Below are 20,161 nucleotides of genomic sequence, written 5' to 3'. Positions count from 1 at the left end.
GGCAGTGGGTTGTCATAGCTCTTGATGGCTTCCTCCCCGACTTCGATCACGATCCATGCCGACCAGATCCGTCGCCTGGATCTAAGCCCCCTGCAGCACTGGCATGATCTGCCACCGGCTGTGCTGCTGGAGCAGGCCGGCGAACTGGAACTCCATTTCGACTGGCCCCGGCCTGAAGGAGATCCCCGCGAGCTCTCTGAATGGCCAGAGCTGCGGCTCTGGAGTCTCCGTGCCGATGCACTCCATCCCTGGCTGCCGCTGGTGCTGGAGCGCAGTACGGGCCAGCTCTGCCGCCATGTGGCGATGCTGCTTCCCCATGGATTCAGCCGCAACGAAGGCATCCGCTTTGCCCCGGAATCGCTTGAGCTGTGGATCACCCACCGGCTGTTCCTGCTCGACGACTGGAGTGCCCTGCACGGACTTCGTTGTCGCCAGAGCCTGGGCCAGGTGGCGGCGATGCTGGGTTTTGAGCTCGATCCGTCGTTCTGGGATGCCCTGCCCTAATTCGCCAAGGCCAGCATGAGGGCGCGACGGCCCGAGTCGGCGGCCAGCAGCATGGTGATCAAGCGCAGCGACCAGGCGAGTTTGCGCTCGCTGACCCGGTCGAGCCGGGCCGCTGACCAACGGGCAGAGAACGCGGCAGCACCTCCGAGCAGCAGGGCCATCGCCGTGTTGACCCGTTCACCGGCCAGAAACTGAAGCGAGGCTGCCGAACTGGAGCAGAGCACCGCCAGGGTGCTGAGCCGGATCGCCTGGCGCAACGGCACGCGCAGGCCCCGCACCATCAGCGGCACCATCAACAGGCCCCCGCCCAGGCCCAGGAGTCCGCCGGCAAAGCCGCCGACAGCCCCGACCCCGATCAGGCCGGCCACCGCGGCCGGGCGATCCTCGCTTTGGCTGAGGGTCTTCTCGGTCGGGTCGATCGTCAGGGCCAGCAGGCCATACATCAACGCCTGCAGGGCCAGCAGGTGCCAGCCACTCAGCAGCCCGCCCAGCCGGCTGAAGATCAGCCCGCTGGCCACAGCGCTGAGTCCGACGCAGGCGCCAGAGCGCAGCGGCAGCCGGCCGGCCCGCAGGTGGGAGACGGTGCCCCCCAAGGTGGTGGGAACGATCGCCAGGGTGCTGGTGGCCAGGGCCTGGTGGGGGCTGAGGCCCAGCAGCAGCAGGATTGGGGAGAACACCAGGCCGCCGCCGACGCCCAGCAGGCCAGAGAAGACCCCCGCCAGCAGGCCCAGCGGGATCAGGGGCAGAAGCTCCAACGGCATGATTGGGCCTAGAGCGTTGGTGGCCATTGGCTCCAGGATCCACCATCCCCCCTCCCCTGCCACGTCGCTGGCGTTGGATTCCACCGCTGACTTGGACAGGCGACTGGCAGATGGCCATCGACGATTGGCTTCTCGATCAACTCGTGGCCGGCGAAGGTTCTCCGGTTTTGCGCCTTTACACCTGGGCGCGGCCCACCCTGTCGTTGGGCTTCCACCAACGCCGGGTGGAGCCCAGCTGGCGCCTGCTGCAGGAGCAGGGGCGGATCGCCATCGTGCGCCGGCCCAGTGGCGGCCGGGCGGTGCTGCATGGGGGCTGTCTCACCTATGCCCTGCTCTGGCCGCATGCCCCCCGGCCTCCCGCCTTGGCCTACGGCCTCGCTACTGACTGGCTGCGACAGGCCATGGAGGAGCTGGGGCAGCCCCTGCGCTTCGGGGAAGCGGCCGTCAGCCTGCAGGCCAGCAGTTGTTTTGCCAGCAGCACTGCGGCCGATCTGGTGGATGCCGCCCAGGGGGTGAAACGGGTTGGCAGTGCCCAGCTCTGGAGACAGGGCCAGTTGTTGCAGCACGGCAGCGTGCAGCTCGATCCTTGTCGTCAGCTCTGGCAGGAGGTGTTCGCTGCCGATCCACCCCAGCTCGATCCCCTGCCGCTCAGCGGATCGGCACTGGCAGAGCACTTGCGCCGCTTCGCTGAAAGGCAGTTAGCCCCTGCGGGCTTTGATATTTTGCCCTTGCAGCCCCAGGAGCTCGCGGCGATTGCGCCGCGCCGGCAGCGCTTCCGCCTCAGCCCAGCGGAGCCTGCTTCGCTGCTGTGAGTGGTTCGGGGTCTGGATCCGCTGGTGCGGCGTTGGCCATGCTCCGGGCCACCTGGCCCAGGGCCAGCCCCAGGGGATAGGCCCCCTGCCGCCGGGCCGCTTCGATCAGTGGCGCGGGCAGGCGTAGGCCCAGGCGCTTCAACACGGCGTCGGAGAGTTCCGGGCGCTCGATGGTGCCCGAGGGCAGCCCGGCATTGCTGAGCACCAGCAAACGGTTGACGCCGTCGGCATCGAGTTTGAGGGCGGCTTGCCAGAGCGGTTCGCCGCTGGTGATCGAGGGCAGGCTATCTAACGGCTGATGATGATCACCCACGCGCTCGCCGTCCCAGCGCTGCACGGGCAACGACTGCAGGGCCTGGTCGTCAATCACCCCCTGCCATCGCCCCCGGTCGCAGATCAGAACCCAGTCAGCGGGCAGGGAGGAATCGTCGCTGAGGCGCAGCTGGCTGAGGTCCCGCAGGGAAGCATCAGATTCCAGCACCCGAAAGCGACGGGCTGCGGCGTCTCCCACTTTGAGTTCGCGCATCGCCTCCTCCAGCGAGAGCTGCTGGAGTTGGTTGCGCGAAGCCCCAAGGCCGAACCAGCCCAGCAGGATCAACCAGAAGGCGCCGAAGCCGCCGCCACGCAGCACGAATAGCGTGCCCATGCCGATCGCCATCAGCGACAGGAAACGACCGATGCCGGCGGCCACCTGAATGCCACGGCGCTGGCTGCCGGTGAATTGCCAGACCAGGGCCTTGACGATCAAGCCGCCATCGAGGGGCAGACCGGGCAGGAGATTGAACAGCCCCAGCACCAGGTTGAGGACGCCGAGCTGCTGCACCACCTCACCGGCCAGGGGCCAGGCATGGGACACCGAATGGCTGCCCAGCAGCAGGACCGAGGCCAGCACCAGGCTGACAAGGGGACCGGCGGCCGCCACCTGCAGGGCTGACAGGGCCGTGCTGCATTCCCGCTCCACCGTGGCGACACCGCCAAGCAGGAACAGGGTGATGCTGCGGACCTTGACGCCGTAGGCCATGGCCACAAAGGAATGGCCCAGTTCGTGGAGCAGCACCGAGACGAACAGCAGCAAGGCGGTGAGCAGGGCCATCAGCCAGAGCCCTAGAACGGAGGCCTGGCCGGCGAAGCGTGCGCCGTACTGCTGCTCAAAGCTGACGGTGGCCAGGCCCAGGATCACGAACCAACTGGGGTGGATCCTCAGGGGAATGCCCCGAATCTTCAACAGCAACCATCCTTCGCCCACGCGATTCAATCCGCTACTGCCCCAGGTAGAGCCTGAAGACGTCAAGGCCTGATCCTAGAAACACTTCCGCTCCATCCACACCGTGCCTGCTCCGTTGCTGAAAATCTGTGGCCTGCGCCGAGCGGATCAGGCGGCGGCGGTGGCGGCTCTCGGCGTGGATGCCCTCGGAGTGATTGCTGTGCCGGGTACCCCCCGCTGGTTGAATCCGGCGGAGCGCCCGGCCCTGTTTGGGGCCATGGGGCGTGCCAACCCCCACTGCCGGGGTGTGCTGGTGGTCGCAGACCCGGAGGACGGGGATCTTGATCCGTTACGCCCCGAGCAGGGCGGCCATGCGCTGCTTCAGCTGCATGGCCAGGAGACACCGGAGCGATGCGTGCAACTGTCAACCCTGCTGGGCTGTCCCCTCTGGAAGGCCCTGCGCATCGCCAAGCCCAGTGACCTCAACCAGGTGCATGCCTACAGCGGGGTGGTCGAAGCGGTGCTGCTCGATGCCTGGGTGCCGGGCCAGCTCGGCGGCAGTGGCCGGCGGATCCCGCTCGAATGGTTGGCAGGCTTCCGCCCTGGGGTGCCTTGGTGGCTGGCGGGCGGTATTTCGCCGGAAACGGTGGGTGCGGTTCTGAGCGCGGTCCAACCCGATGGCCTCGATGCGTCGAGTTCGCTGGAACTTGCCCCCGGGGACAAGGACCTCGCGCGGGTAATCCAGCTGGTGAAGAGCGTCAAGGGGGCGGGCCTGGATTGATGCGAGCCTCAGAAGTGGCAGTGTTTGGCGATGGGAGCCAGGATTGCCCAATGACCAACCACATTCTCACGACCCCTCCCGTCGCTCAGCCTGCCTTGACCCTGTTCTTTCGTTCCCCAGCGCGTGCCCTGCTGGTCCTGTTGTTGTTCCCTGTTATCGCCAGCGCCCAGGGCATGCTGCCCGGCTGCCAGCTGGTCAACGGAAGCCTCCAGTGCGTGCCGGGATTGAGCACAGACCCGGAGCAGCAGATCAAAATCCTGCGCCAGGCCATCAGCGCCGACCAGGCGATAGAGGGTGGAATCGATCAACAGATGAAAGCCGTTGAGCAGGTTCTGCTTAGTGGCCCTGCGCTGGTTGGAGCTGTGCTGACAGCCTCACTTCCGGCCACCACATCAGAGTTCCATTGGTATCGCCTGGCGCCAGATCAGCAGGTCTGGCAGCTGATCGAAGGCGCCGAAGGAACCACTTATGTGGTCACAACGGCCGATTTAGACCAGCAATTGATGGTTGTTTCGGTGATCCAATCCGGGGAGACGACACAGCGGCAGAGCTCAAAACCACTGGGACCGATTGTTCAGCCTTAACGGTGGAACCGGCCTAATGCCGGCTGCAATTCAAACTTTGACTCTTTCTTTGGCCTTTCCTTGGATTTAATTGTAAATTGTATTTGATTCTAGCCAGTTTAGTCCTAATAGGTCAGATCCAAAATGATAGCATCCAAAAAGGTCATATTCAATCAAATAGGCCGGATTGAAAATATTATATTCAAACAGTTTGAACCCTAAAGCTGTCCTCTGCGCTGAGTGCCAAGAGTAGCAAGACATGAAAAGCCTTCCTTGTTGAAGGAAGGCCTGTCATTGCAATAAGGTCTTGCTGGAGCGATTCAAGAACGCTTTCGCCTTCAAAATCGCTCTCGTCAAGAAAGGCTTGAATTCGTTCTGGAGTCAGCTTGCTATCAGGTGGACAGCATCGATTCCTGTTGGCGCACCAACTCGAAGAATTCTTGCTTGAGACTAGGGTCGTGGCGGAAATCTCCACGAACGACGGAATTCACCATGCTGGTTTGGGGTTCTTTCACACCACGCCACTTCATGCAGTAGTGCTGGGCCTTGACCAAAATCGCTAAGCCCTGCGGTGAGCAAAGACGTTCAATCTCATCAGCCAGGATCATGACAGCTTCTTCCTGGATGTGTGGCCTTGAGAACACCCAATCAACAACACGCGCAAACTTGGAAAGACCGATCACCCGATCACCTGGTTTGATGCCAATCCAGCAATTGCCAAGGATGGGTACCAGGTGGTGGGAACAAGCAGAACGAATACTGATCGGTCCTACGGTGTAAATCTCATCAAGTTTTTTGACATTCGGGAAACTGGCAATCTTGGGTTGCTTGTGGTAGCGACCCTTGAATACCTCGTGGAGGTACATACGGGCAACCCGTTCAGCCGTTTCTTCCGTGTTGTGGTCGTTGTCGATATCAATGACCAGGCTGCGCAGCATTTCCCGCACCTTGCCAGCCACCTCAACCTCCAGCTGGTCGAGCTCTCCATCGAGGAGATGGTCGGCGATGTTGTCATTGGCGAAGAAGGATACCCCGGAGTTTTGGAGGCGCTCGCGAATGCGGAGGCTCACGGGGGCAGGTCCCACCTCCGGTGTCTTGGCCAGGGAAAAGGGATTGGTCGGGAGAGTGGAGGTCATGGGAGAAGTTAGAGCGCGCCAGTGGCGGGCATGAGGGTCAGATCTTCGACCACTTGGGAAGAAGGTTGCTGAGCCATAAACAGCAGGGCTTCAGCCGCTTGATCTGCTGCAAGCATGGCACGGGTGTCGAAGGAGGCATGGACGGTATCCGTACCCCAGAGGGGGGTGTCAACCGCACCAAGCGTCAGGGTGCTGACCCTAACGCCATTACCACGTTCCTCCTCGGAGAGGCATCGGCTGAAGGCTTCGAGCGCAGCTTTTGATGTGCAATAAGCCCCCCACTCGGGGAAGGCCTTGCGGGCTGCATGGCTACTCACGTTGATGATCAAGCCATCTTTCGATTGCCGTAAAATCGGCAAAACGGACTGACAGACCTGGAACACGCTGGTGAGATTGAGCTGGATCAACCATTGCCAATGCTTGAGGGTCATCTCGGCAAGTGATCCGGTGTAAGCGGCTCCTGCATTGTTGATCACGACCCTGGGTGTGATGCCAAAGGAAAGCAATTCCTGGATGGATCGCTGAATGGATTCAGGCACGCTGAGATCGGCCGAGACGACCCCAACTTGACGACCGCAGGATCGCAGCGATTCAGCCAGGTCGTCAAGTTCGGAGCTGGAACGGGCCAAGAGCAAAAGATCCCAGCCAGCACCTGCAAAACGTCTTGCTGCAGCAGCACCGATGCCCCTTGAGGCACCGGTGATCAGGACAGCAGGCAAACCATCACCGTTTCAAACACACTTTCAGACACGGCTTCAGCCAAGGTTTCAGAAAATCAACACGTACCGTAAGAATTTTAAGTGCTTAGCGAAGAATCTGTGGCCTCTGCCTCAATGAAGCGACCGACGCGCCGAAACTTGTCGTAGCGCTGCTTCAGCAGCTCCGATTCGCTCAACGCCTTGAGCTCGGTCAACTGCTCCAGCAAGGCCTCACGCAGGGTGTTGGCCGCCTGGACCGGTGACCAGTGGTTGCCTCCGGAGGGTTCAGGCAGCACCAAATCGACGACCCCGAGCTGAAGCAGGTCGGCGGCGGTGATTTTCAGTGCCGCCGCCGCTGCCGGCGCTTTGGAGGCATCTCTCCACAAAATCGAGGCACAGGCTTCCGGGCTGGCCACGGTGTAGACACTGTGCTCAAACATCAACAGGCGGTCGGCGACACCGATGCCGAGGGCGCCGCCGGACCCCCCTTCGCCGATCACGGTGGCGATGACCGGAACCCGCAGGCGAAACATCTCCCGCAGATTGACGGCAATCGCCTCTCCCTGGCCCTGCTCCTCTGCCAACACACCCGCATAGGCGCCGGGAGTATCGATGAAGCTGAGGATCGGCAGGCGGAACCTATCGGCATGGTCCATCAGACGCATGGCCTTGCGATAGCCGCCCGGTGAGGCCATGCCGAAATTACGGGCCACATTCTCCTTGGTGTCCCGTCCTTTCTGGTGGCCGAGCAGCACAACGGGTTGGTCGCCGATTCTGCCGATGCCCCCCACCAGCGCCTGGTCATCAGAGCCACGGCGGTCGCCATGCAATTCCAGCCATTCTTCGCTGATGACCTGGATGTAATCGAGCGTGCTGGGCCGCTGTGGATGGCGGGCCACCTGAATCTTCTGGGAGGGGCTCAGGGCACTGAAGATTTCCTCGCGCCGGCGGGTGGCCAGGGTTTCGAGTTGGAGGAGTTGCTGACTGACATCGACTTCAGAATCCTTGGCGAGCTGACGGATCTGCTCAATCTGCTCCTCAAGCTCCACCAGGGGCTTTTCGAATTCCAGCAAGGGTCGTCGGGCCATCGGCGAAAGCAGGGGAGTGGGAAACGTTCAGGGCGTCTGTTTCAGTGAGCCGTGCTGGCCAGAAGGGGAAGAGTCGCCGGATTGAGCCCCAAGGGCTTGAAGCCATGGCGCATGGAGGCCTGGCCGATGGTTTGCATGCTGTCGATGGAGATGCGGTTGCGCCCCCAGCTGAAATTGGTATGCCAACCTTCGAATTCCAGCAAGATCGCCTCAGCGAAACAGGCAAACATTTGGCGTTGGGGATTCTCCATGTCAGCCACAGCCATCATCTTCCAATCAATGTTGCTGAAGAATTCAACGATTCCGCCTTTGAGAACGTGAATGCCGGTGCCGGCCACTTTGCTGTCAAGGTTTTTGGGATAGCCCCCATCAATCATCAGGCAAGGCTTTTTCAAGGTCTCCCGATCGATGGTCAGTGATTGGGGAAGGCTCGCCACCCAAACCACCACATCAGCTTCCGGAAGTGCCTCCTCAAGCGCAAGAATGCGACCACCTCCAAGGGAGGTCTGGAGATCGAGCAGCCGCTGCTGGTGACGGGCCACCAGCAGCAGCTCGCCAACGCCGGTTTTCTGTTGCAGCCAGCGGCAGACACCGCTGCCGATGTCACCGGTAGCGCCAACCACGGCAACTTTGGCCGTACTCAGATCAATTCCAAGCAAAGGGGCGTTGATCTCAACTTGTTGGCAAATCACCCAGGCGGTATGGGTGTTGCCAGTTGTGAAGCGCTCCCATTCCAGCGTGGTGGAGCGAATCTGCTGGAACTTGGAGAGATCAAAGTTCTCGAAGATGATCGAGGTGAACCCTCCCAGTGCCGTGATGGCGATGTCCTGTTTCTGGGCCAGCTCCATGGCGTTCTGCACCTTTCGAGTCGCCGTCTTGAACCGAGACAACATCTCCGGTACAAAGCAGGAATCGATGTAGCTGCCCTCGATGGTCTGGCCCGTGGCGCTGGTGATGCTCAGCGTTTCAACAATCTGAGGCGGTGCGCTGCACCACATGTCGAGATCGCCATCGGCGTACTCCTCGTAGCCGAGATCGCGGGCTTTCTGACGCGCTTCCTCGAAATTACTCGAGTGGCCAATTAAACCGAACATAAAAACCGAACCCTTGGGAAGCGAACCCTTTGCAGAGAGACCGTGGTCTTGGAGCCGCTTGGTTGCGCACGATACATCGCTGCCGCAGACACAGAACCATGGCCCCGACGGATCAGGGCCATGGTTTGGCTTCGAGACTATGGTTGAAGCGAGGTGTTCAGCCTGCCAGAGCAGCGGCGGCCATGCGGGCAATCTCGCGATTGCTGAAGCCGATTTCGCCCAAGGCCTCTTGATAGGCAATCAGGAAATCTTCGATCAGACCTTCCTTCTCCATGCCGATCACGGCAGCATCGGCGGCCACTTGATCCAGCATCTGGCGAACCAGGGGGAGATTTTGGCGGTTGGCAACCTCCAACTCAGCCCGGCTGGCCTCAAGATTGGCCTTGAGCCATTCCTGGCCGTAATTCAGGTGGGTGTACTCATCCTTCACCACTCCTTCGGTGATCTTGCGGGCAAAGGGATCGGCGACGGGAATGTAGATGTGATAAGCGGCGATCGCGAAGGCTTCGATCAACAGCGCTTGGATCAGCAGGCAGGTGACCACCTTGCCTTCGGCAAGGGCAGTCTGGAAATTGCCATGCAGCGGTGAGAAAAAGCGAGCAGCGAAAGGCATGTCGGCGATGACGCTGAGATTTTTGGCACAGGCCTGAAATCCCTTCATGTGCTTGAGCTCCATGCGGGCCAGCTTCGCCAGCTCCTCGGCCTGATCTGGAATCAGGGTGCCCAGCGAGATGTAGTTGTCGTGGGCTTCCTGTTCCCCCTCGATCACGATGGCATTGATGCGGCTGTAAGCGTCCTTGTAGGCGCTGGTGGTGAAGTCGGGAAGGGTGTCCAGAAGGGGGGTGTCGAGATGGTCCGTGGTGCTCTCGGCAACGGGCATGGCAACCAGGAAGTCAGTGAAGATCACAACTGTAACCATCATGGGACGAAACGGTTCAATCCCCCGGGGGCCAGCTGCTGCTGAGGAGCCCTTCCAGTAGCTGCCTCCAGCCGTGCACCAGCGTGTTGAAGAGGGCTTCACCCAGCTGGGCATTGGCGCCGCGGGCATCACCGATCACCCCGGAGGTGGAGAGATCCGCTGTCAGCCAGGCCGTGGGTACAGCCCCCTCCAGGCTCCACCCAGGCGGTGGGGGTTTCCCACCGCCTGCTCCACCCCCAGCTCCCCAGCCATCGAGCTGGCCATCCACCGGCCGCTCGGCTCCTACAAGCTCGGGGGCCAGGTGCAGCATCAGGCTGGTTTCAGCCAGGCCGGCATGGAGCCCCTGGCTGCGTTCGGGTTCGGGCACCAGGGCGTCCAGCCCCGGTGGTCCGCTCCAGAGAAAGCAGGGCAGCACGGCCAGGGAGGACCGGCTGGCTCTCAACTGCCGCGCTGCCACCTGCAGCAGGGCGATCTGGCCGCCATGGGCGTTGAACAACAGCAACCGCTTGAAGCCGGTGGCCGCCAGATCCTCACCAACGGCCATCACCTGGGCGATGACAGTTTCAGCAGGAAGGCTGAGGGTACCAGGGAAGCCCCGATGCTCCGGCGAGAAGCCAATGCTGGAGAGCGGAAGACGCCAGATCGGCAGGTCGGCGGGCAGGCTATCGAGCACCGCCTCGAGAATCCTCTCTGCGAAGAGCGCATCGGTTCCCAGGGGGAGGTGGGGACCGTGCTGCTCGATTGCCCCGAACGGCCAGATCACGGTGCTGCCTGGGTGCGCTGCGGCCTTTTGCACCGAAGGCCAGCTGAGCCGCTCAAGGGCCCGTTGCGGTTTCGTCCCGGCAGGATCGGCTGAGGCGGCACCATCGCCTGGGGCAGCGCTTGCCATGGCTGAAGGTCTCCGAGCTCGTGATCCTTACAGTGTGGAACTACCAGTGTTCCGTGGGGACCATGGCCGGATCCGAGCAGCAGTCAACGCAGCAGCCCCAGGGGGAATCGCTGCGGCCCGTTCCCCCTTCCGCCAGCCGTCTCCAGCCCCAGACTCCCCTGCGCAAACCGCTGCAGCTGCTCCATCTCAGCCGCAAGGAAGAGGAGCCGGCAACCGTTGCCAACGCCGCCAGCGCTGATTCAGGTCTGGGCTCTGCCGCCAGCCCCCACGTGTTGGAACAGAAGGAACGAGCCACTGAACCGGCCCGACCCGATGCGCCCCGCAAGGCCGTTGCCTCAGCCAGCAGTGGCGCAGCGGCACTGCTCTCCGATGACGAACGCTTCGAGACGGCCAGCTTCGAAGGATTGACCATGGCCGACCTGCTGGGTCCGGGCCGTTCCAAGGGCGGGGCTACTGCCGGAAAGGGTGGGGCTGCCGGAGCAGAGGAAGGCGCTGTGAAATCCTCTGCCCGGCCGGCCCGCACGGTCGATGAGTTCGACTTTGATGAAGAGGCGTTCCTGGCCGCTCTCGATGAGAACGAACCAGTGGGCGCCACCGGTGAAGTGGTCAAGGGCGTGGTGATCACCGTCGAGAGCGATGGGGTCTACGTCGACATCGGTGGCAAGGCGCCCGGCTTCATGCCGAAGGGCGAATGCGGCCTTGGGGTGATCGTCAATGTCAAGGAACGCTTCCCCAAGGGGCTTGCGGTCGAAGTGCTCGTCACCGGGGAACAGAACGCCGATGGCATGGTCACGGTGAGTGCCCGCGCCCTCGCCCTGCGTCAGAGCTGGGAGCACGTCAAACAGATGGAGAAGGACGGCAAGGTCGTTCAGGTCAAAGTCAGTGGCTTCAACCGCGGCGGCGTGACCTGTGATCTCGAAGGGCTGCGGGCTTTCATTCCGCGCTCGCAATTGCTGCGGGGCGAGTCGCACGATGAGCTGGTGGGTCAGTCCCTGGGCGTTGCTTTCCTGGAGGTCAACCTCGAGACCCGCAAATTGGTGCTCTCGGAAAAGCGTGCAACCACGGCGGCTCGCTTTCAGGAATTGGAGGTGGGGCAGTTGGTCGAAGGTCAGGTCGTGGCGGTCAAGCCCTATGGCCTGTTCGTGGATCTCGGTGGTGTCAGCGGCCTGCTGCACCGTTCTTCCGTCACCGGCGGGAGCCTGAGGGAGCTGGGCGAGGTGTTTGGCCATGGCGATCGCCTCAAGGCACTGATCACCCAGATCGATCCCTCCCGGGGCCGCATCGGCCTGAGCACAGCGTTGCTTGAGAACCAGCCCGGCGAATTGCTGATTGACAAGGACAAGGTGATGGCGGAAGCCGAGGACCGGGCCTCGAGAGCCCGCAATGCCAAGCGCCAGCAGGAGCAGACCGCCGGATGAGCAGCGCCCTCTCCGTTGCAGTCGCCGCTGACTGGGAACTCGACTACTACTCACGCCCCGTCATGGAGGCCGATGGCAAGAAACGCTGGGAGCTTCTGATCTGCTCCACGCCGACCTTTGCCGGCAGCGATGCCGGATTCCGTTGGGTCAAGCTCTGTCCCGCCAGCAGCGTCAATTCGATCTGGCTCCAGGAAGCCCTGCTTGAGGCGATCGCCGCCGCTGCACTGGAGGGGTACCGCACACCTCGCCGACTTCGCTGCTGGCGCGCTTCGATGCGAACCATGGTGCAAAGGGCGGCCGAGGCGATCGGGCTGGAGGTTGTGCCCAGTCGCCGCTGTTATGCCCTGGTCGAATGGCTGCGCGAACGGGAGCTTCAGGTCTATCCCGCAGAACCGGGCTACATGGCCGGTCCCCTGGCTCCGGTGCCGGTACCGGTACCTCAGCCTCCGGTGCAACTGCCCGAATCGGTCAGGGGTGACAACTGGAGCTGGGCCACCCTGCCGGCGGTAGCGCTGCGGGAGGCCGCCGACTGGGACATTGGCTTCGATGGGCTGCTGCGCCTGCCCGATGGACTGGCTGATCAGGCTGTGGTTCCCGGCATTCGCCTGTTCAGTGCCAGCCGGGCCTTGGCCATCGCCGGCTGGATGGCCGGACTCGAACCGGTGCGTCTGCGTATTGGTGCCTCCTCGCTGTTGCTTGAGGCGAGCCTGGAGAATTGCTGGCTGCTTGGCGCCGTGGATCAGGCCGAAGCCGACGCCGCCAGCAAGGCCTTCGAGGCGTCCCGAGCCGAGGCCCACGGGATGCAGTTCATTGCCGTGCAAAGCGATCCTGATTCGGAGCGTTTCGATGGTTTCTGGCTGCTGCGTGACTTGCCGGAACTCTGAGTGGCTGAAGCCCTCGAACCCCCATTCGATCGGCCCGATCTGGGCTTCAACAACCTGCCGGGCTGGACCTGGGTCGGCACCTACGGCGGCACCTTTCTGCAGGCCGACCTGCTAGCGGATTTCGAACATGCTTTCTTCACACGCCAGTGGGCGGGGCGTGGTCCTCGAGAGCTGTCAGCAGCGATCAGCGCCGGCGTGAGCGTGCACCGGACCCGCCAGATCCACAGTGCTGTGGTGCTGGGGTCGGATCAGGCCAGCGCAGAGCCCTGGCCGGAGGCCGATGGCCTGTTCAGCTTGGGCGGCGGCGAAAGTGTGTGGGTTTGTGGCGCGGATTGCACGCCGGTGCTGATGGCCGATCCAGTCAGCGGACGGGTGGCGGCCTGCCACACAGGCTGGCGAGGAGTGGCGGGGCGCATTCTTCCCGAGGCGATTCGTCACCTGGAGAGCTTCGGCAGTCGTCGTCAGGATCTTCTGGTGGCCCTCGGTCCGGCGATCAGTGGCTCCGCCTATCAGGTGCAGGCGGATGTGGCCCTGCAGGTGGCAAGAAGCCTGGAGCGGCAAGCGTCCTCCGATCCTCTGGCCGTGTTGGCGCGCGCTGGGGCCCTGCTGGAGGATCCAGAACCCGGCCGCTACCGCCTGGACATCCGAGCGGCGACCCTTGGCCAACTGCAGTTCGAAGGTCTGCTGGAGTCCCAGATCACGGTCTGCCCTCTTTGCACCGTGGCGGAAGCACTCCTGTTCCATTCCTGGCGCCGCGACCAGGTCAAAGCGGTGCAATGGAGTGGCATTGTCTCCCAAGGCTGATCACCCCAAGGCTGATCATTCGAAGTGGGCGATGTTTGATGCTGAGTATTCATTTCCGAACACCGCTCCGAAGCGTTGCCTGCGTTCTGATCATTCAGTGCTGCAGCCGTCATGCATGCGCTGGCTGCATTGACGCGTTGTTTTGACTTGTTGCACTGTTTGGATCATGCCCACTGGGATCGCTGGGATCACTTGAGCAGGCCGGGAAATCATTGCGAAAACTTGCCAGATGGACGACTGCCTTATACAATAAAGTTTATGCGTCAACTGAAACAACATGCTTACCGGTAACGATCTGCTCGCTAAAGTCAAAGAGTTGGGGGACGTGGGCAAATCTGATATTGTTCGCGCCTGTGGCTATGTCTCAGCTAAGAAAGATGGCAGTGAGCGCCTGAACTTCACCGCCTTCTATGAAGCACTCCTCAACGCCAAGGGTGTGGATTTTGGTCTTGGCTCCAAGGTCGGCAAGGGGGGACGCAAGCTCAGCTTCACCACCAAAATTCAGTTCAATGGCAATTTGCTGGTAGGCAAGGCCTACACCAGCTTGCTGGATCTCAAGCCAGGCGATGAATTTGAAATCAAACTAGGTCGCAAGCAGATTCGCCTGGTCCCCTTTGGCGCTGAAGAAGAAGACGAGTGAGCACAAGAGCTTCTGCCACCTTGATCCCGTCGATCGCCGCCGAAAGAATGCCGCCGGCATAGCCAGCTCCTTCGCCGGCGGGATAGAGCCCCAGGGTATTCAGGCTCTCCAGGTTCTCCCCGCGGGGAATCCTCACGGGAGAGGAGGTACGTGTCTCCACTCCCGTGAGCAGGGCGTCAGCCCTGCTGAAGCCAGGAATGCTGCGCTCAAACGCTGGCAATGCTTCGCGGATGGCCTCGGTCACAAAGTCGGGCAGGCAATCACCCAGATCGGCTGAGATCACCCCCGGCTCATAGGAGGGTTGTGGAACAAGCTGATGTGATGGTTCTGGCCTGAGCTTGGGTTTCGACCCAAACGTTTCGTTTGTCTGTTTGTCGTTTGTCTGTTTGGCTTTGTTCTGTTTGCCTACGGTCTGCTTGCCCAGAAAATCACCAACTCTTTGGTAGGGGGCCCGATAGCTGTTACCGCCGAGAGCGAAGGCTCTGGCTTCCCAGTGACGCTGGAACGCCACCCCTGCCAGGGGATCCCCAGGCCCAGAGCCGAATGGAGCCAGGTCACTGAGCTCCAGCCCCACAACGATGCCGCTGTTGGCATTGCGCTCATTGCGTGAATGCTGACTCATGCCGTTGGTCACCACATGGCCTGCTTCGGAGGCGGCGGCCACCACCAGGCCCCCTGGGCACATGCAGAAGCTGTAGACGGTTCGTCCATTGCGGCAGTGATGGACAAGCTTGTACTCGGCAGCGGCCAGACGTGGATGGCCGGCGAAGGCCCCCCAGCGAGCCTGGTCGACCATCGGTTGGGGATGCTCGATCCGCAGCCCGATCGAAAACGCCTTGGCTTCGATGGCCACACCCTGGCGGTGCAGCATGGCGAAAGTGTCGCGGGCGCTATGACCGACGGCCAGCACAACCTGATCGGCTGGCAAGACCTGGCCATCAGCCAGGCGCACCCCCACCACACGCTGGAGCTCCGATTGGGTGCCCGAGTCGGTCGCCATTACGGTCTCGAGTTGCTCGACCTTGCACTGAAAGCGGATTTCGCCACCCAGGGCTTCGATCCGGGAGCGCAGCCCCCGCACCACGGTGGCCAGCTTGAAGGTGCCGATGTGGGGGCGATGCAGGCTGAGGATGTCGGGGTTGGCACCACAGGCCACCAACTCCTCCAGCACCTTGCGGCCATGGTGCTGGGGATCGCGCACCTGGCTGTAGAGCTTTCCATCCGAGAAAGTACCGGCTCCACCCTCGCCGAACTGCACGTTGGATTCGGGGTCGAACGGCCGCTTTCCTTGCCAGAATCCGAAGGTGTCGGCGCTGCGCTCCTTCACCGGCTTGCCACGCTCCAGCAGCAGGGGGCGGAAGCCCATCTGGGCCAACAGCAGGGCAGCAAAGTAGCCGCAGGGCCCAGCCCCGATCACGATCGGCCGCAGGGCGTTGCCGCCGTCTTGCGCCGTGGCATGGCCCACGAACCGGTAGGTCGTGTCCGGACTGGGCTTGAGCTGGGGGTCGCGGCGAAAGCGCTTCAGGATTCGATCTGGATCGCGCAGCTCGAGATCCAGGCTGTAGCTGAATTGAATGGCCTCACGCTTGCGGGCGTCGACGCTGCGCTTCACCACGCGCAGATCGACCAGGTCTTCACTGGGAATTCCGAGGCGCTTCAGCACCCCTTGACGCAGATCGCCGTCGCTGTGATCAAGTGGCAGCTTGAGTTCGCTCAGCCGGAGCACGCTGCCTGCCCGTCAAGGGATGTCACTTCTCGACCATTTCAGCAGCTCGCCCTCGGATCCGCTTGCCCACTGCCAAGCTTGGGGACCTTGAAGCGGCTCGGTGGTGCGATCTCCATGGGTTTGAGCCATTGCCCTCTCTGCGTCGCGTTGGCTGTGTTCAGCGTTGTTCGCTACAGCGCGTATGCGGTCCTGGTTTGGCAACTGGCTCAAGTGAGCCCACAAGCGGATTCCCAGGGTGGCGCGGCTCCCCGTTTCGTTCAGCCTTCCGCCTGTTGAACGGCGGGTGCGAGCGGTGTCAGGCGGATCTCTCCGGTTGGCGAGAGGCCAGGGGATAGGTCCAGGCGGCTGCCGGCGCCTTTGACAGCCAGCGGCGAGCCACTTCCAAGGGCTTTGAGGGCAGCACAAAGCTCAAGTTGAGGAGCCTTTGGATCCAGCCAGCTCAGCTGCCAACGGCCGTCATCGCCTCCAACCTGGGCGCTCAGAACGGCCAATTGGCCGGTGTCGTAACCGGCCGCTTCAACCAGGCCTGGTTCAAAGCCAAAACGGGCCTGGAAAGCCTTCGCAAAGCGGCTCCAGCCAGCTCCCTGGCTGAGCGGTTCAACTCCCAGCTGGGCCGTCGCCAGCGGCTCCTTGACGGGAAAGGGCCAGACCAGGGTCAAGTTGGCGGGCCATTGGGCGCTGAGTACGGCCTTGGCCAGAGCACCCCCCGGAGCTGCCATCACGGCCAGGGACTGGGGCTTGTACCAATCCACATCCTCACTCAGCTGTTCGATCGCTTCCTTGTCGGTTTTGGGGACGGCGAGGGGAGCATTTGTGGGACCCACCACCCATCCGCCGCCTCCTGCGAGCGTCTCGGTGAAGCGATCGGCCAGGGCCTTTTGTTCGACGCTGCCGTCATGGATGATCATCACCTTCGCTTTCTCCTGCTCAAGCAGACCCCGGGCCAATCGGTCTGCTTCCAGGCTCCGGGCCGGCGACACGGGCCAGAGCCAATCGGCCCCGAGCTGGCCGGGCAGTCGTTGGAGTGAGTCACCGCGCTGCAGCGGAAACAGCACGTTGATCCTTCTGTCTTGGGCTAGCAGGCCGTAGGGAAGCATCGACACGGCCGCCGGTGCCACCAACAGTTTCGGGGTGGTTCTGCCCTCGAACAGCGGTCTGGGATCCTGACCTACCGGCAACCATCCCAGTTCTGTTGACGGGGTTCTGGCGTCACACGCTCTGGCTTCATCCATGGCCAGCGCGTACCCACGCAGAAGCCCATCATTGCCCTTGGCCACCGGCCCGTTGGCGGGAAGGAGCACTAGCACCTGGGCACTGAGAGCGCCGCTGGCCACCAGGGCTTGCACCCCGACCAAGCTGGCGGCCAACCCCCAGACCCCCGGCCGGGCTGCCCAGGGCTTGGTCCCCGTTTCAACGGTGCTGGGACTGGGAGCATCCCCACCTGTGGTCATGGTTGTCGCAACCTGTCTTGGCAGGGTAGAGGGGCGGCTATCGGCCGTTTCGGTAGCCAAGGCCTGCTCGGCTCATGGCTGTGACTCATCTGTGGGGCTGCTCTGCTCGCTCTGCCCCTGCGTCGGCTCTGGGCTGGCTTGGGGCGGTTCGGGCAGAAGCTGGGTCAACAACCCGGCTGCCAGCAGCAGACCACCCAGCGCCAGGGCCAGAGTGCGGTTGGCAGCGGCCTCACCCTGCAGCCAAACCCCTGCGGAGAGAAAGGCCCCACCCAGAAGCAGGCTTGGCACCAGCACGATGCCTTTGGCCGTGCGATTCAGACTCATTCCTGTCTCGTTTGGGTTGTCAGCTCTGCTGGGCTGGGGTCGGGGCAGGCCAGCGGTGCCGCCTCAGCGGAGAGGCGCCTGGCCAGGCCAGCTCCCACCAGGCCTGAACCGAGATCATCTCCGCTGGAGAGAAGGGTCACCTGGGAGATCAACACACCCGACTCTGAGCCCAGCGGACGAAGGTTGACCCGGGCTTGGCGTGGCAACCGTTGTCGCAACCACTCAGCGGCAGCCTGGGAATCAGCGGGATCGACGGCGATGCAACCCAGGCGCACCGGGTAGCTGCGGTTCTGATCTCCGACTTGCAACAGGTTTCCGCTCCGGACTTGCAGGACCTCGGCGGCAGCCACCACCGCAACCTGGCCGAATAAAACAAGCAAAGCCATGGCCAGGCCCAGGCCTAGTCTCAGGATCTGGGCGATTGAACGGGATCGTGTGCTTGGCGGAGAGGAGGGCGTCAGAGCTTGGCGCCACAGCTGGGACAGTAGAGATGGGCGCTGACGGTGCTCGATCCACAGGAGCCGCACGCGCGGGTGGTGTCGATCGCGAGTTCTGGATGGCTGGGCAGCCCGACCATCTGGGCGTTGCTGGCGCCAGGCGGGACCATTGGATAGCAGTTCTCGTTGCGGCGAACCCGTACGTCGATCACAGCGGGACCTGGATGGGCGAAGGCTTCAGCCAGTTGTTCCTTAAGCCTGGAGCGCTCGGTGATCAGAACCCCCCTGACGCCGAAGGCTTCGGCTAAGGCGGGGAAATCAGGCATGCCCGCCACCATTTCAGAAGCGGAATAGCGCTCGCCGTAGAAGCTTTCCTGCCATTGGCGCACCATCCCCTGCCAGCCGTTGTTGATGATCACGACCTTCACCGGCAGCTGATACTGCGACAGGGTGCCGAGCTCCTGAATGTTCATCAGGATGCTGGCATCGCCCGCCACACAGATCACCGCCTCACCGGGATGGGCCACCTGCACGCCAAGGGCCGCCGGCAAGCCAAATCCCATCGTGCCCAGACCGGCGCTGCTGATCCAATGGCGCGGAGGGTTGTTGAGGTACTGGGCCGCCCACATCTGGTGCTGGCCGACATCGGTGGTGACGAACGCCTCCGGTGCCAGCTGCCGCAAGCTGATCAGAACTTCCTGAGGGGCGATGGCGCCCTTTTCTTCAGGCACATTCAGGGGGTAATGCTGTTTCCAGCTCTCAATCCTCTCCAGCCAGGCCCTGGTGCGCTGAGAGGCCGGTTCATCGGCTGAGGCTGCCAACAGGGCCTCAAGGGCCAGGCGCACGTCCGAGACGATCGGCACCTCGGGAAGTCGCACCTTCCCTACTTCGGCGGCGTCGATATCGATGTGGATCACCTGGGCGCGAGGCGCAAAACTGTCGATCCGGCCGGTGACGCGGTCATCGAAGCGGGCACCGGCAGCGATCAGCAGGTCGCACTCGGTGACGGCGAAGTTGGCGTAGGCCGTGCCGTGCATGCCCAGCATGCCCACGGCCAGGGGATGGCGTTCGTCGAAGGAGCCTTTGCCCATCAAGGTGGTGGTGACAGGCAGCTCAAAGCGTTCAGCCAGCCGCTTCACCGCTTCGTGGGCGCCAGAACTGATCGCGCCGCCGCCGACGTACAACAACGGCCGCCTGGCGTTTCGGATGAGCTCAAGTGCTTGGTCAATGACCTGGGGCCTGGGTGGAGCTGCCAGCTGATAGCCCTTCGGAATCACGCTGCCCGGTTCGACGGGCTCATAGGCAAAGACTTCGAGACCCACATCCTTGGGGACATCGATCAGAACCGGACCGGGCCGGCCGGTGGAGGCGATCAGAAACGCCTCAGCAACAATCCGACCGATCTGGGCTGGATCGCGCACCACCCAGGAATGCTTCACGATCGGCAGAGTGATGCCGAAGATGTCGGTTTCCTGGAAGGCATCGGTGCCGATCGAGGCGCGGCTCACCTGGCCGGTGATCACGACTATCGGCACCGAATCCATCTGGGCGGTGGCGATGCCCGTGACCAGATTGGTGGCGCCGGGGCCTGAGGTTCCGAAACACACCCCCACCCGGCCGGTGGAGCGGGCGTAGGCATCGGCAGCATGGGTGCCACCTTGCTCGTGGCGCACCAAGATGTGCTTGAGCCAGCCCTTGGCTTCGGCCTGATGCAGGGCGTCGTAAATGGGCAGGATGGCGCCGCCCGGATAGCCAAAAATGTGCTGAACGTCGTGACGATGCAGGGCATCCATCAGGGCTTCGGCGCCGCTCATGGTCACCGGCAAGGGATGGACCGCTGCTTGGACTTCAGCAGCCTGATCAGCTTCCGACTGCGTGACGGAAACTTGGCTTGTGGTGGGAACGGACGTGAGGGTCACGGCAGCAGGGACGCACTCATCTAGAGAGCTAACATTAAGGTCTGGGTGGACGTTAGCGGCAGCTCTTGACCATGCACCGCAAGATATCTCCAGGATCGAGTGAGCGGTT

21 protein-coding genes are annotated in these 20,161 nt (G+C 62.6%); 8 read left to right on the top strand and 13 right to left on the bottom strand.

The features are described from left to right. The first annotated feature begins 24 nt into the window (after positions 1-24). Positions 25-504 carry a CRR6 family NdhI maturation factor gene (locus BM449_RS14210; protein WP_071801771.1) on the top strand — a complete coding sequence of 160 codons (480 nt, stop codon included), beginning with the start codon at positions 25-27 and terminating at the stop codon, positions 502-504. On the opposite strand, the gene BM449_RS14205 is transcribed toward BM449_RS14210, so the two are convergent. Beyond that, a complete protein-coding gene (locus tag BM449_RS14205; RefSeq protein WP_071802333.1) occupies positions 501-1,265 on the bottom strand; it encodes a sulfite exporter TauE/SafE family protein in 765 nt (254 codons plus the stop codon). The two genes, BM449_RS14210 and BM449_RS14205, sit on opposite strands and share 4 nt — an antisense overlap. Before the next feature lie 110 nt (positions 1,266-1,375). Here BM449_RS14205 and BM449_RS14200 point away from each other — a divergent pair, with 110 nt between their 5' ends. After that, positions 1,376-2,077, top strand: coding sequence for a hypothetical protein (locus BM449_RS14200; protein WP_071801770.1), 702 nt, complete (start codon positions 1,376-1,378; stop codon positions 2,075-2,077). On the opposite strand, the gene BM449_RS14195 is transcribed toward BM449_RS14200, so the two are convergent. After that, entirely contained in the window at positions 2,046-3,323 is a 1,278-nt protein-coding gene (locus BM449_RS14195) for a site-2 protease family protein (RefSeq protein WP_071802332.1), read from the bottom strand. The genes BM449_RS14200 and BM449_RS14195 overlap by 32 nt on opposite strands. A gap of 82 nt (positions 3,324-3,405) precedes the next feature. Between BM449_RS14195 and BM449_RS14190 the strand changes: the two genes are divergently transcribed. After that, complete coding sequence (locus BM449_RS14190) at positions 3,406-4,062, top strand: phosphoribosylanthranilate isomerase (RefSeq protein ID WP_233830840.1); 657 nt, start codon at positions 3,406-3,408, stop codon at positions 4,060-4,062. A gap of 95 nt (positions 4,063-4,157) precedes the next feature. After that, a complete protein-coding gene (locus tag BM449_RS14185) occupies positions 4,158-4,646 on the top strand; it encodes a hypothetical protein (RefSeq protein WP_233830838.1) in 489 nt (162 codons plus the stop codon). Positions 4,647-5,017: 371 nt separating this feature from the next. Here BM449_RS14185 and folE read toward each other — a convergent pair whose 3' ends face one another. The 6 genes from folE to BM449_RS14155 all read right to left on the bottom strand — a co-directional run bounded on the left by folE (position 5,018) and on the right by BM449_RS14155 (position 10,449). Next, positions 5,018-5,761 (bottom strand): GTP cyclohydrolase I, encoded by a 744-nt coding sequence (folE, locus tag BM449_RS14180; RefSeq protein ID WP_071801767.1) that lies wholly within the window; start codon positions 5,759-5,761, stop codon positions 5,018-5,020. 8 nt (positions 5,762-5,769) lie between these two features. After that, entirely contained in the window at positions 5,770-6,480 is a 711-nt protein-coding gene (locus tag BM449_RS14175) for an SDR family oxidoreductase (RefSeq protein ID WP_071801766.1), read from the bottom strand. A gap of 77 nt (positions 6,481-6,557) precedes the next feature. Next, complete coding sequence (locus BM449_RS14170; protein ID WP_071801765.1) at positions 6,558-7,547, bottom strand: acetyl-CoA carboxylase carboxyltransferase subunit alpha; 990 nt, start codon at positions 7,545-7,547, stop codon at positions 6,558-6,560. Between the two features lie 41 nt (positions 7,548-7,588). Then, positions 7,589-8,641 (bottom strand): long-chain acyl-[acyl-carrier-protein] reductase, encoded by a 1,053-nt coding sequence (locus BM449_RS14165; RefSeq protein ID WP_071801764.1) that lies wholly within the window; start codon positions 8,639-8,641, stop codon positions 7,589-7,591. 157 nt (positions 8,642-8,798) lie between these two features. Continuing rightward, the gene (locus BM449_RS14160; RefSeq protein ID WP_071802331.1) at positions 8,799-9,521 is read right to left on the bottom strand and encodes an aldehyde oxygenase (deformylating); all 723 of its coding nucleotides are present in this window, start codon (positions 9,519-9,521) and stop codon (positions 8,799-8,801) included. 55 nt (positions 9,522-9,576) lie between these two features. After that, positions 9,577-10,449: a creatininase family protein gene (locus BM449_RS14155; RefSeq protein WP_071801763.1), complete on the bottom strand. Its 873-nt coding sequence runs from the start codon at positions 10,447-10,449 to the stop codon at positions 9,577-9,579. 62 nt (positions 10,450-10,511) lie between these two features. Here BM449_RS14155 and BM449_RS14150 point away from each other — a divergent pair, with 62 nt between their 5' ends. From BM449_RS14150 to BM449_RS14135, 4 genes are all read left to right on the top strand, one after another. Then, entirely contained in the window at positions 10,512-11,867 is a 1,356-nt protein-coding gene (locus BM449_RS14150) for a S1 RNA-binding domain-containing protein (protein ID WP_071801762.1), read from the top strand. Beyond that, a complete protein-coding gene (locus BM449_RS14145) occupies positions 11,864-12,751 on the top strand; it encodes a Tab2/Atab2 family RNA-binding protein (protein ID WP_071801761.1) in 888 nt (295 codons plus the stop codon). Before BM449_RS14150 ends, BM449_RS14145 begins: the two co-directional genes overlap by 4 nt. Further along, positions 12,752-13,555 carry a peptidoglycan editing factor PgeF gene (gene pgeF, locus BM449_RS14140; RefSeq protein ID WP_071801760.1) on the top strand — a complete coding sequence of 268 codons (804 nt, stop codon included), beginning with the start codon at positions 12,752-12,754 and terminating at the stop codon, positions 13,553-13,555. It begins immediately after the preceding gene. A gap of 277 nt (positions 13,556-13,832) precedes the next feature. Next, on the top strand, positions 13,833-14,195 hold the full coding sequence (locus BM449_RS14135; RefSeq protein ID WP_071801759.1) for an AbrB family transcriptional regulator: 363 nt from the start codon (positions 13,833-13,835) through the stop codon (positions 14,193-14,195). On the opposite strand, the gene BM449_RS14130 is transcribed toward BM449_RS14135, so the two are convergent. The 5 genes from BM449_RS14130 to ilvB all read right to left on the bottom strand — a co-directional run bounded on the left by BM449_RS14130 (position 14,134) and on the right by ilvB (position 20,052). Further along, on the bottom strand, positions 14,134-15,921 hold the full coding sequence (locus BM449_RS14130) for an FAD-dependent protein (protein ID WP_071801758.1): 1,788 nt from the start codon (positions 15,919-15,921) through the stop codon (positions 14,134-14,136). The genes BM449_RS14135 and BM449_RS14130 overlap by 62 nt on opposite strands. A 257-nt stretch (positions 15,922-16,178) precedes the next feature. Further along, entirely contained in the window at positions 16,179-17,372 is a 1,194-nt protein-coding gene (locus BM449_RS14120; RefSeq protein WP_233830836.1) for a histidine kinase, read from the bottom strand. A gap of 72 nt (positions 17,373-17,444) precedes the next feature. Further along, the gene (locus tag BM449_RS14115; protein ID WP_071801756.1) at positions 17,445-17,696 is read right to left on the bottom strand and encodes a GIVxVP protein; all 252 of its coding nucleotides are present in this window, start codon (positions 17,694-17,696) and stop codon (positions 17,445-17,447) included. Further along, positions 17,693-18,082, bottom strand: a complete 390-nt coding sequence (locus BM449_RS14110; protein WP_071801755.1) for a hypothetical protein — start codon at positions 18,080-18,082, stop codon at positions 17,693-17,695. The genes BM449_RS14115 and BM449_RS14110 overlap by 4 nt, the downstream gene beginning before the upstream one ends. A 71-nt stretch (positions 18,083-18,153) precedes the next feature. Further along, positions 18,154-20,052, bottom strand: coding sequence for a biosynthetic-type acetolactate synthase large subunit (gene ilvB, locus BM449_RS14105; protein ID WP_255448119.1), 1,899 nt, complete (start codon positions 20,050-20,052; stop codon positions 18,154-18,156). Positions 20,053-20,161: the final 109 nt, after the last annotated feature.

It is taken from the genome of Synechococcus sp. SynAce01, from assembly GCF_001885215.1.
Lineage (GTDB): Bacteria > Cyanobacteriota > Cyanobacteriia > PCC-6307 > Cyanobiaceae > Regnicoccus > Regnicoccus frigidus.
The sequence above is the reverse complement of the archived record's forward strand: the minus strand, read 5'-3'. Positions and strand labels throughout refer to the sequence as shown.

Bases quoted from the DNA above. Each gene is read 5' to 3' on its own strand.
- BM449_RS14210 (WP_071801771.1), top strand. From the start codon at position 25: ATGGCTTCCTCCCCGACTTCGATCACGATCCATGCCGACCAGATCCGT.
- BM449_RS14205 (WP_071802333.1), bottom strand. From the start codon at position 1,265: ATGCCGTTGGAGCTTCTGCCCCTGATCCCGCTGGGCCTGCTGGCGGGG.
- BM449_RS14200 (WP_071801770.1), top strand. From the start codon at position 1,376: ATGGCCATCGACGATTGGCTTCTCGATCAACTCGTGGCCGGCGAAGGT.
- folE (WP_071801767.1), bottom strand. From the start codon at position 5,761: ATGACCTCCACTCTCCCGACCAATCCCTTTTCCCTGGCCAAGACACCG.
- BM449_RS14170 (WP_071801765.1), bottom strand. From the start codon at position 7,547: ATGGCCCGACGACCCTTGCTGGAATTCGAAAAGCCCCTGGTGGAGCTT.
- BM449_RS14165 (WP_071801764.1), bottom strand. From the start codon at position 8,641: ATGTTCGGTTTAATTGGCCACTCGAGTAATTTCGAGGAAGCGCGTCAG.
- BM449_RS14160 (WP_071802331.1), bottom strand. From the start codon at position 9,521: ATGCCCGTTGCCGAGAGCACCACGGACCATCTCGACACCCCCCTTCTG.
- BM449_RS14155 (WP_071801763.1), bottom strand. From the start codon at position 10,449: ATGGCAAGCGCTGCCCCAGGCGATGGTGCCGCCTCAGCCGATCCTGCC.
- BM449_RS14150 (WP_071801762.1), top strand. From the start codon at position 10,512: ATGGCCGGATCCGAGCAGCAGTCAACGCAGCAGCCCCAGGGGGAATCG.
- BM449_RS14145 (WP_071801761.1), top strand. From the start codon at position 11,864: ATGAGCAGCGCCCTCTCCGTTGCAGTCGCCGCTGACTGGGAACTCGAC.
- BM449_RS14135 (WP_071801759.1), top strand. From the start codon at position 13,833: ATGCTTACCGGTAACGATCTGCTCGCTAAAGTCAAAGAGTTGGGGGAC.
- BM449_RS14120 (WP_233830836.1), bottom strand. From the start codon at position 17,372: ATGACCACAGGTGGGGATGCTCCCAGTCCCAGCACCGTTGAAACGGGG.
- BM449_RS14115 (WP_071801756.1), bottom strand. From the start codon at position 17,696: ATGAGTCTGAATCGCACGGCCAAAGGCATCGTGCTGGTGCCAAGCCTG.
- BM449_RS14110 (WP_071801755.1), bottom strand. From the start codon at position 18,082: ATGGCTTTGCTTGTTTTATTCGGCCAGGTTGCGGTGGTGGCTGCCGCC.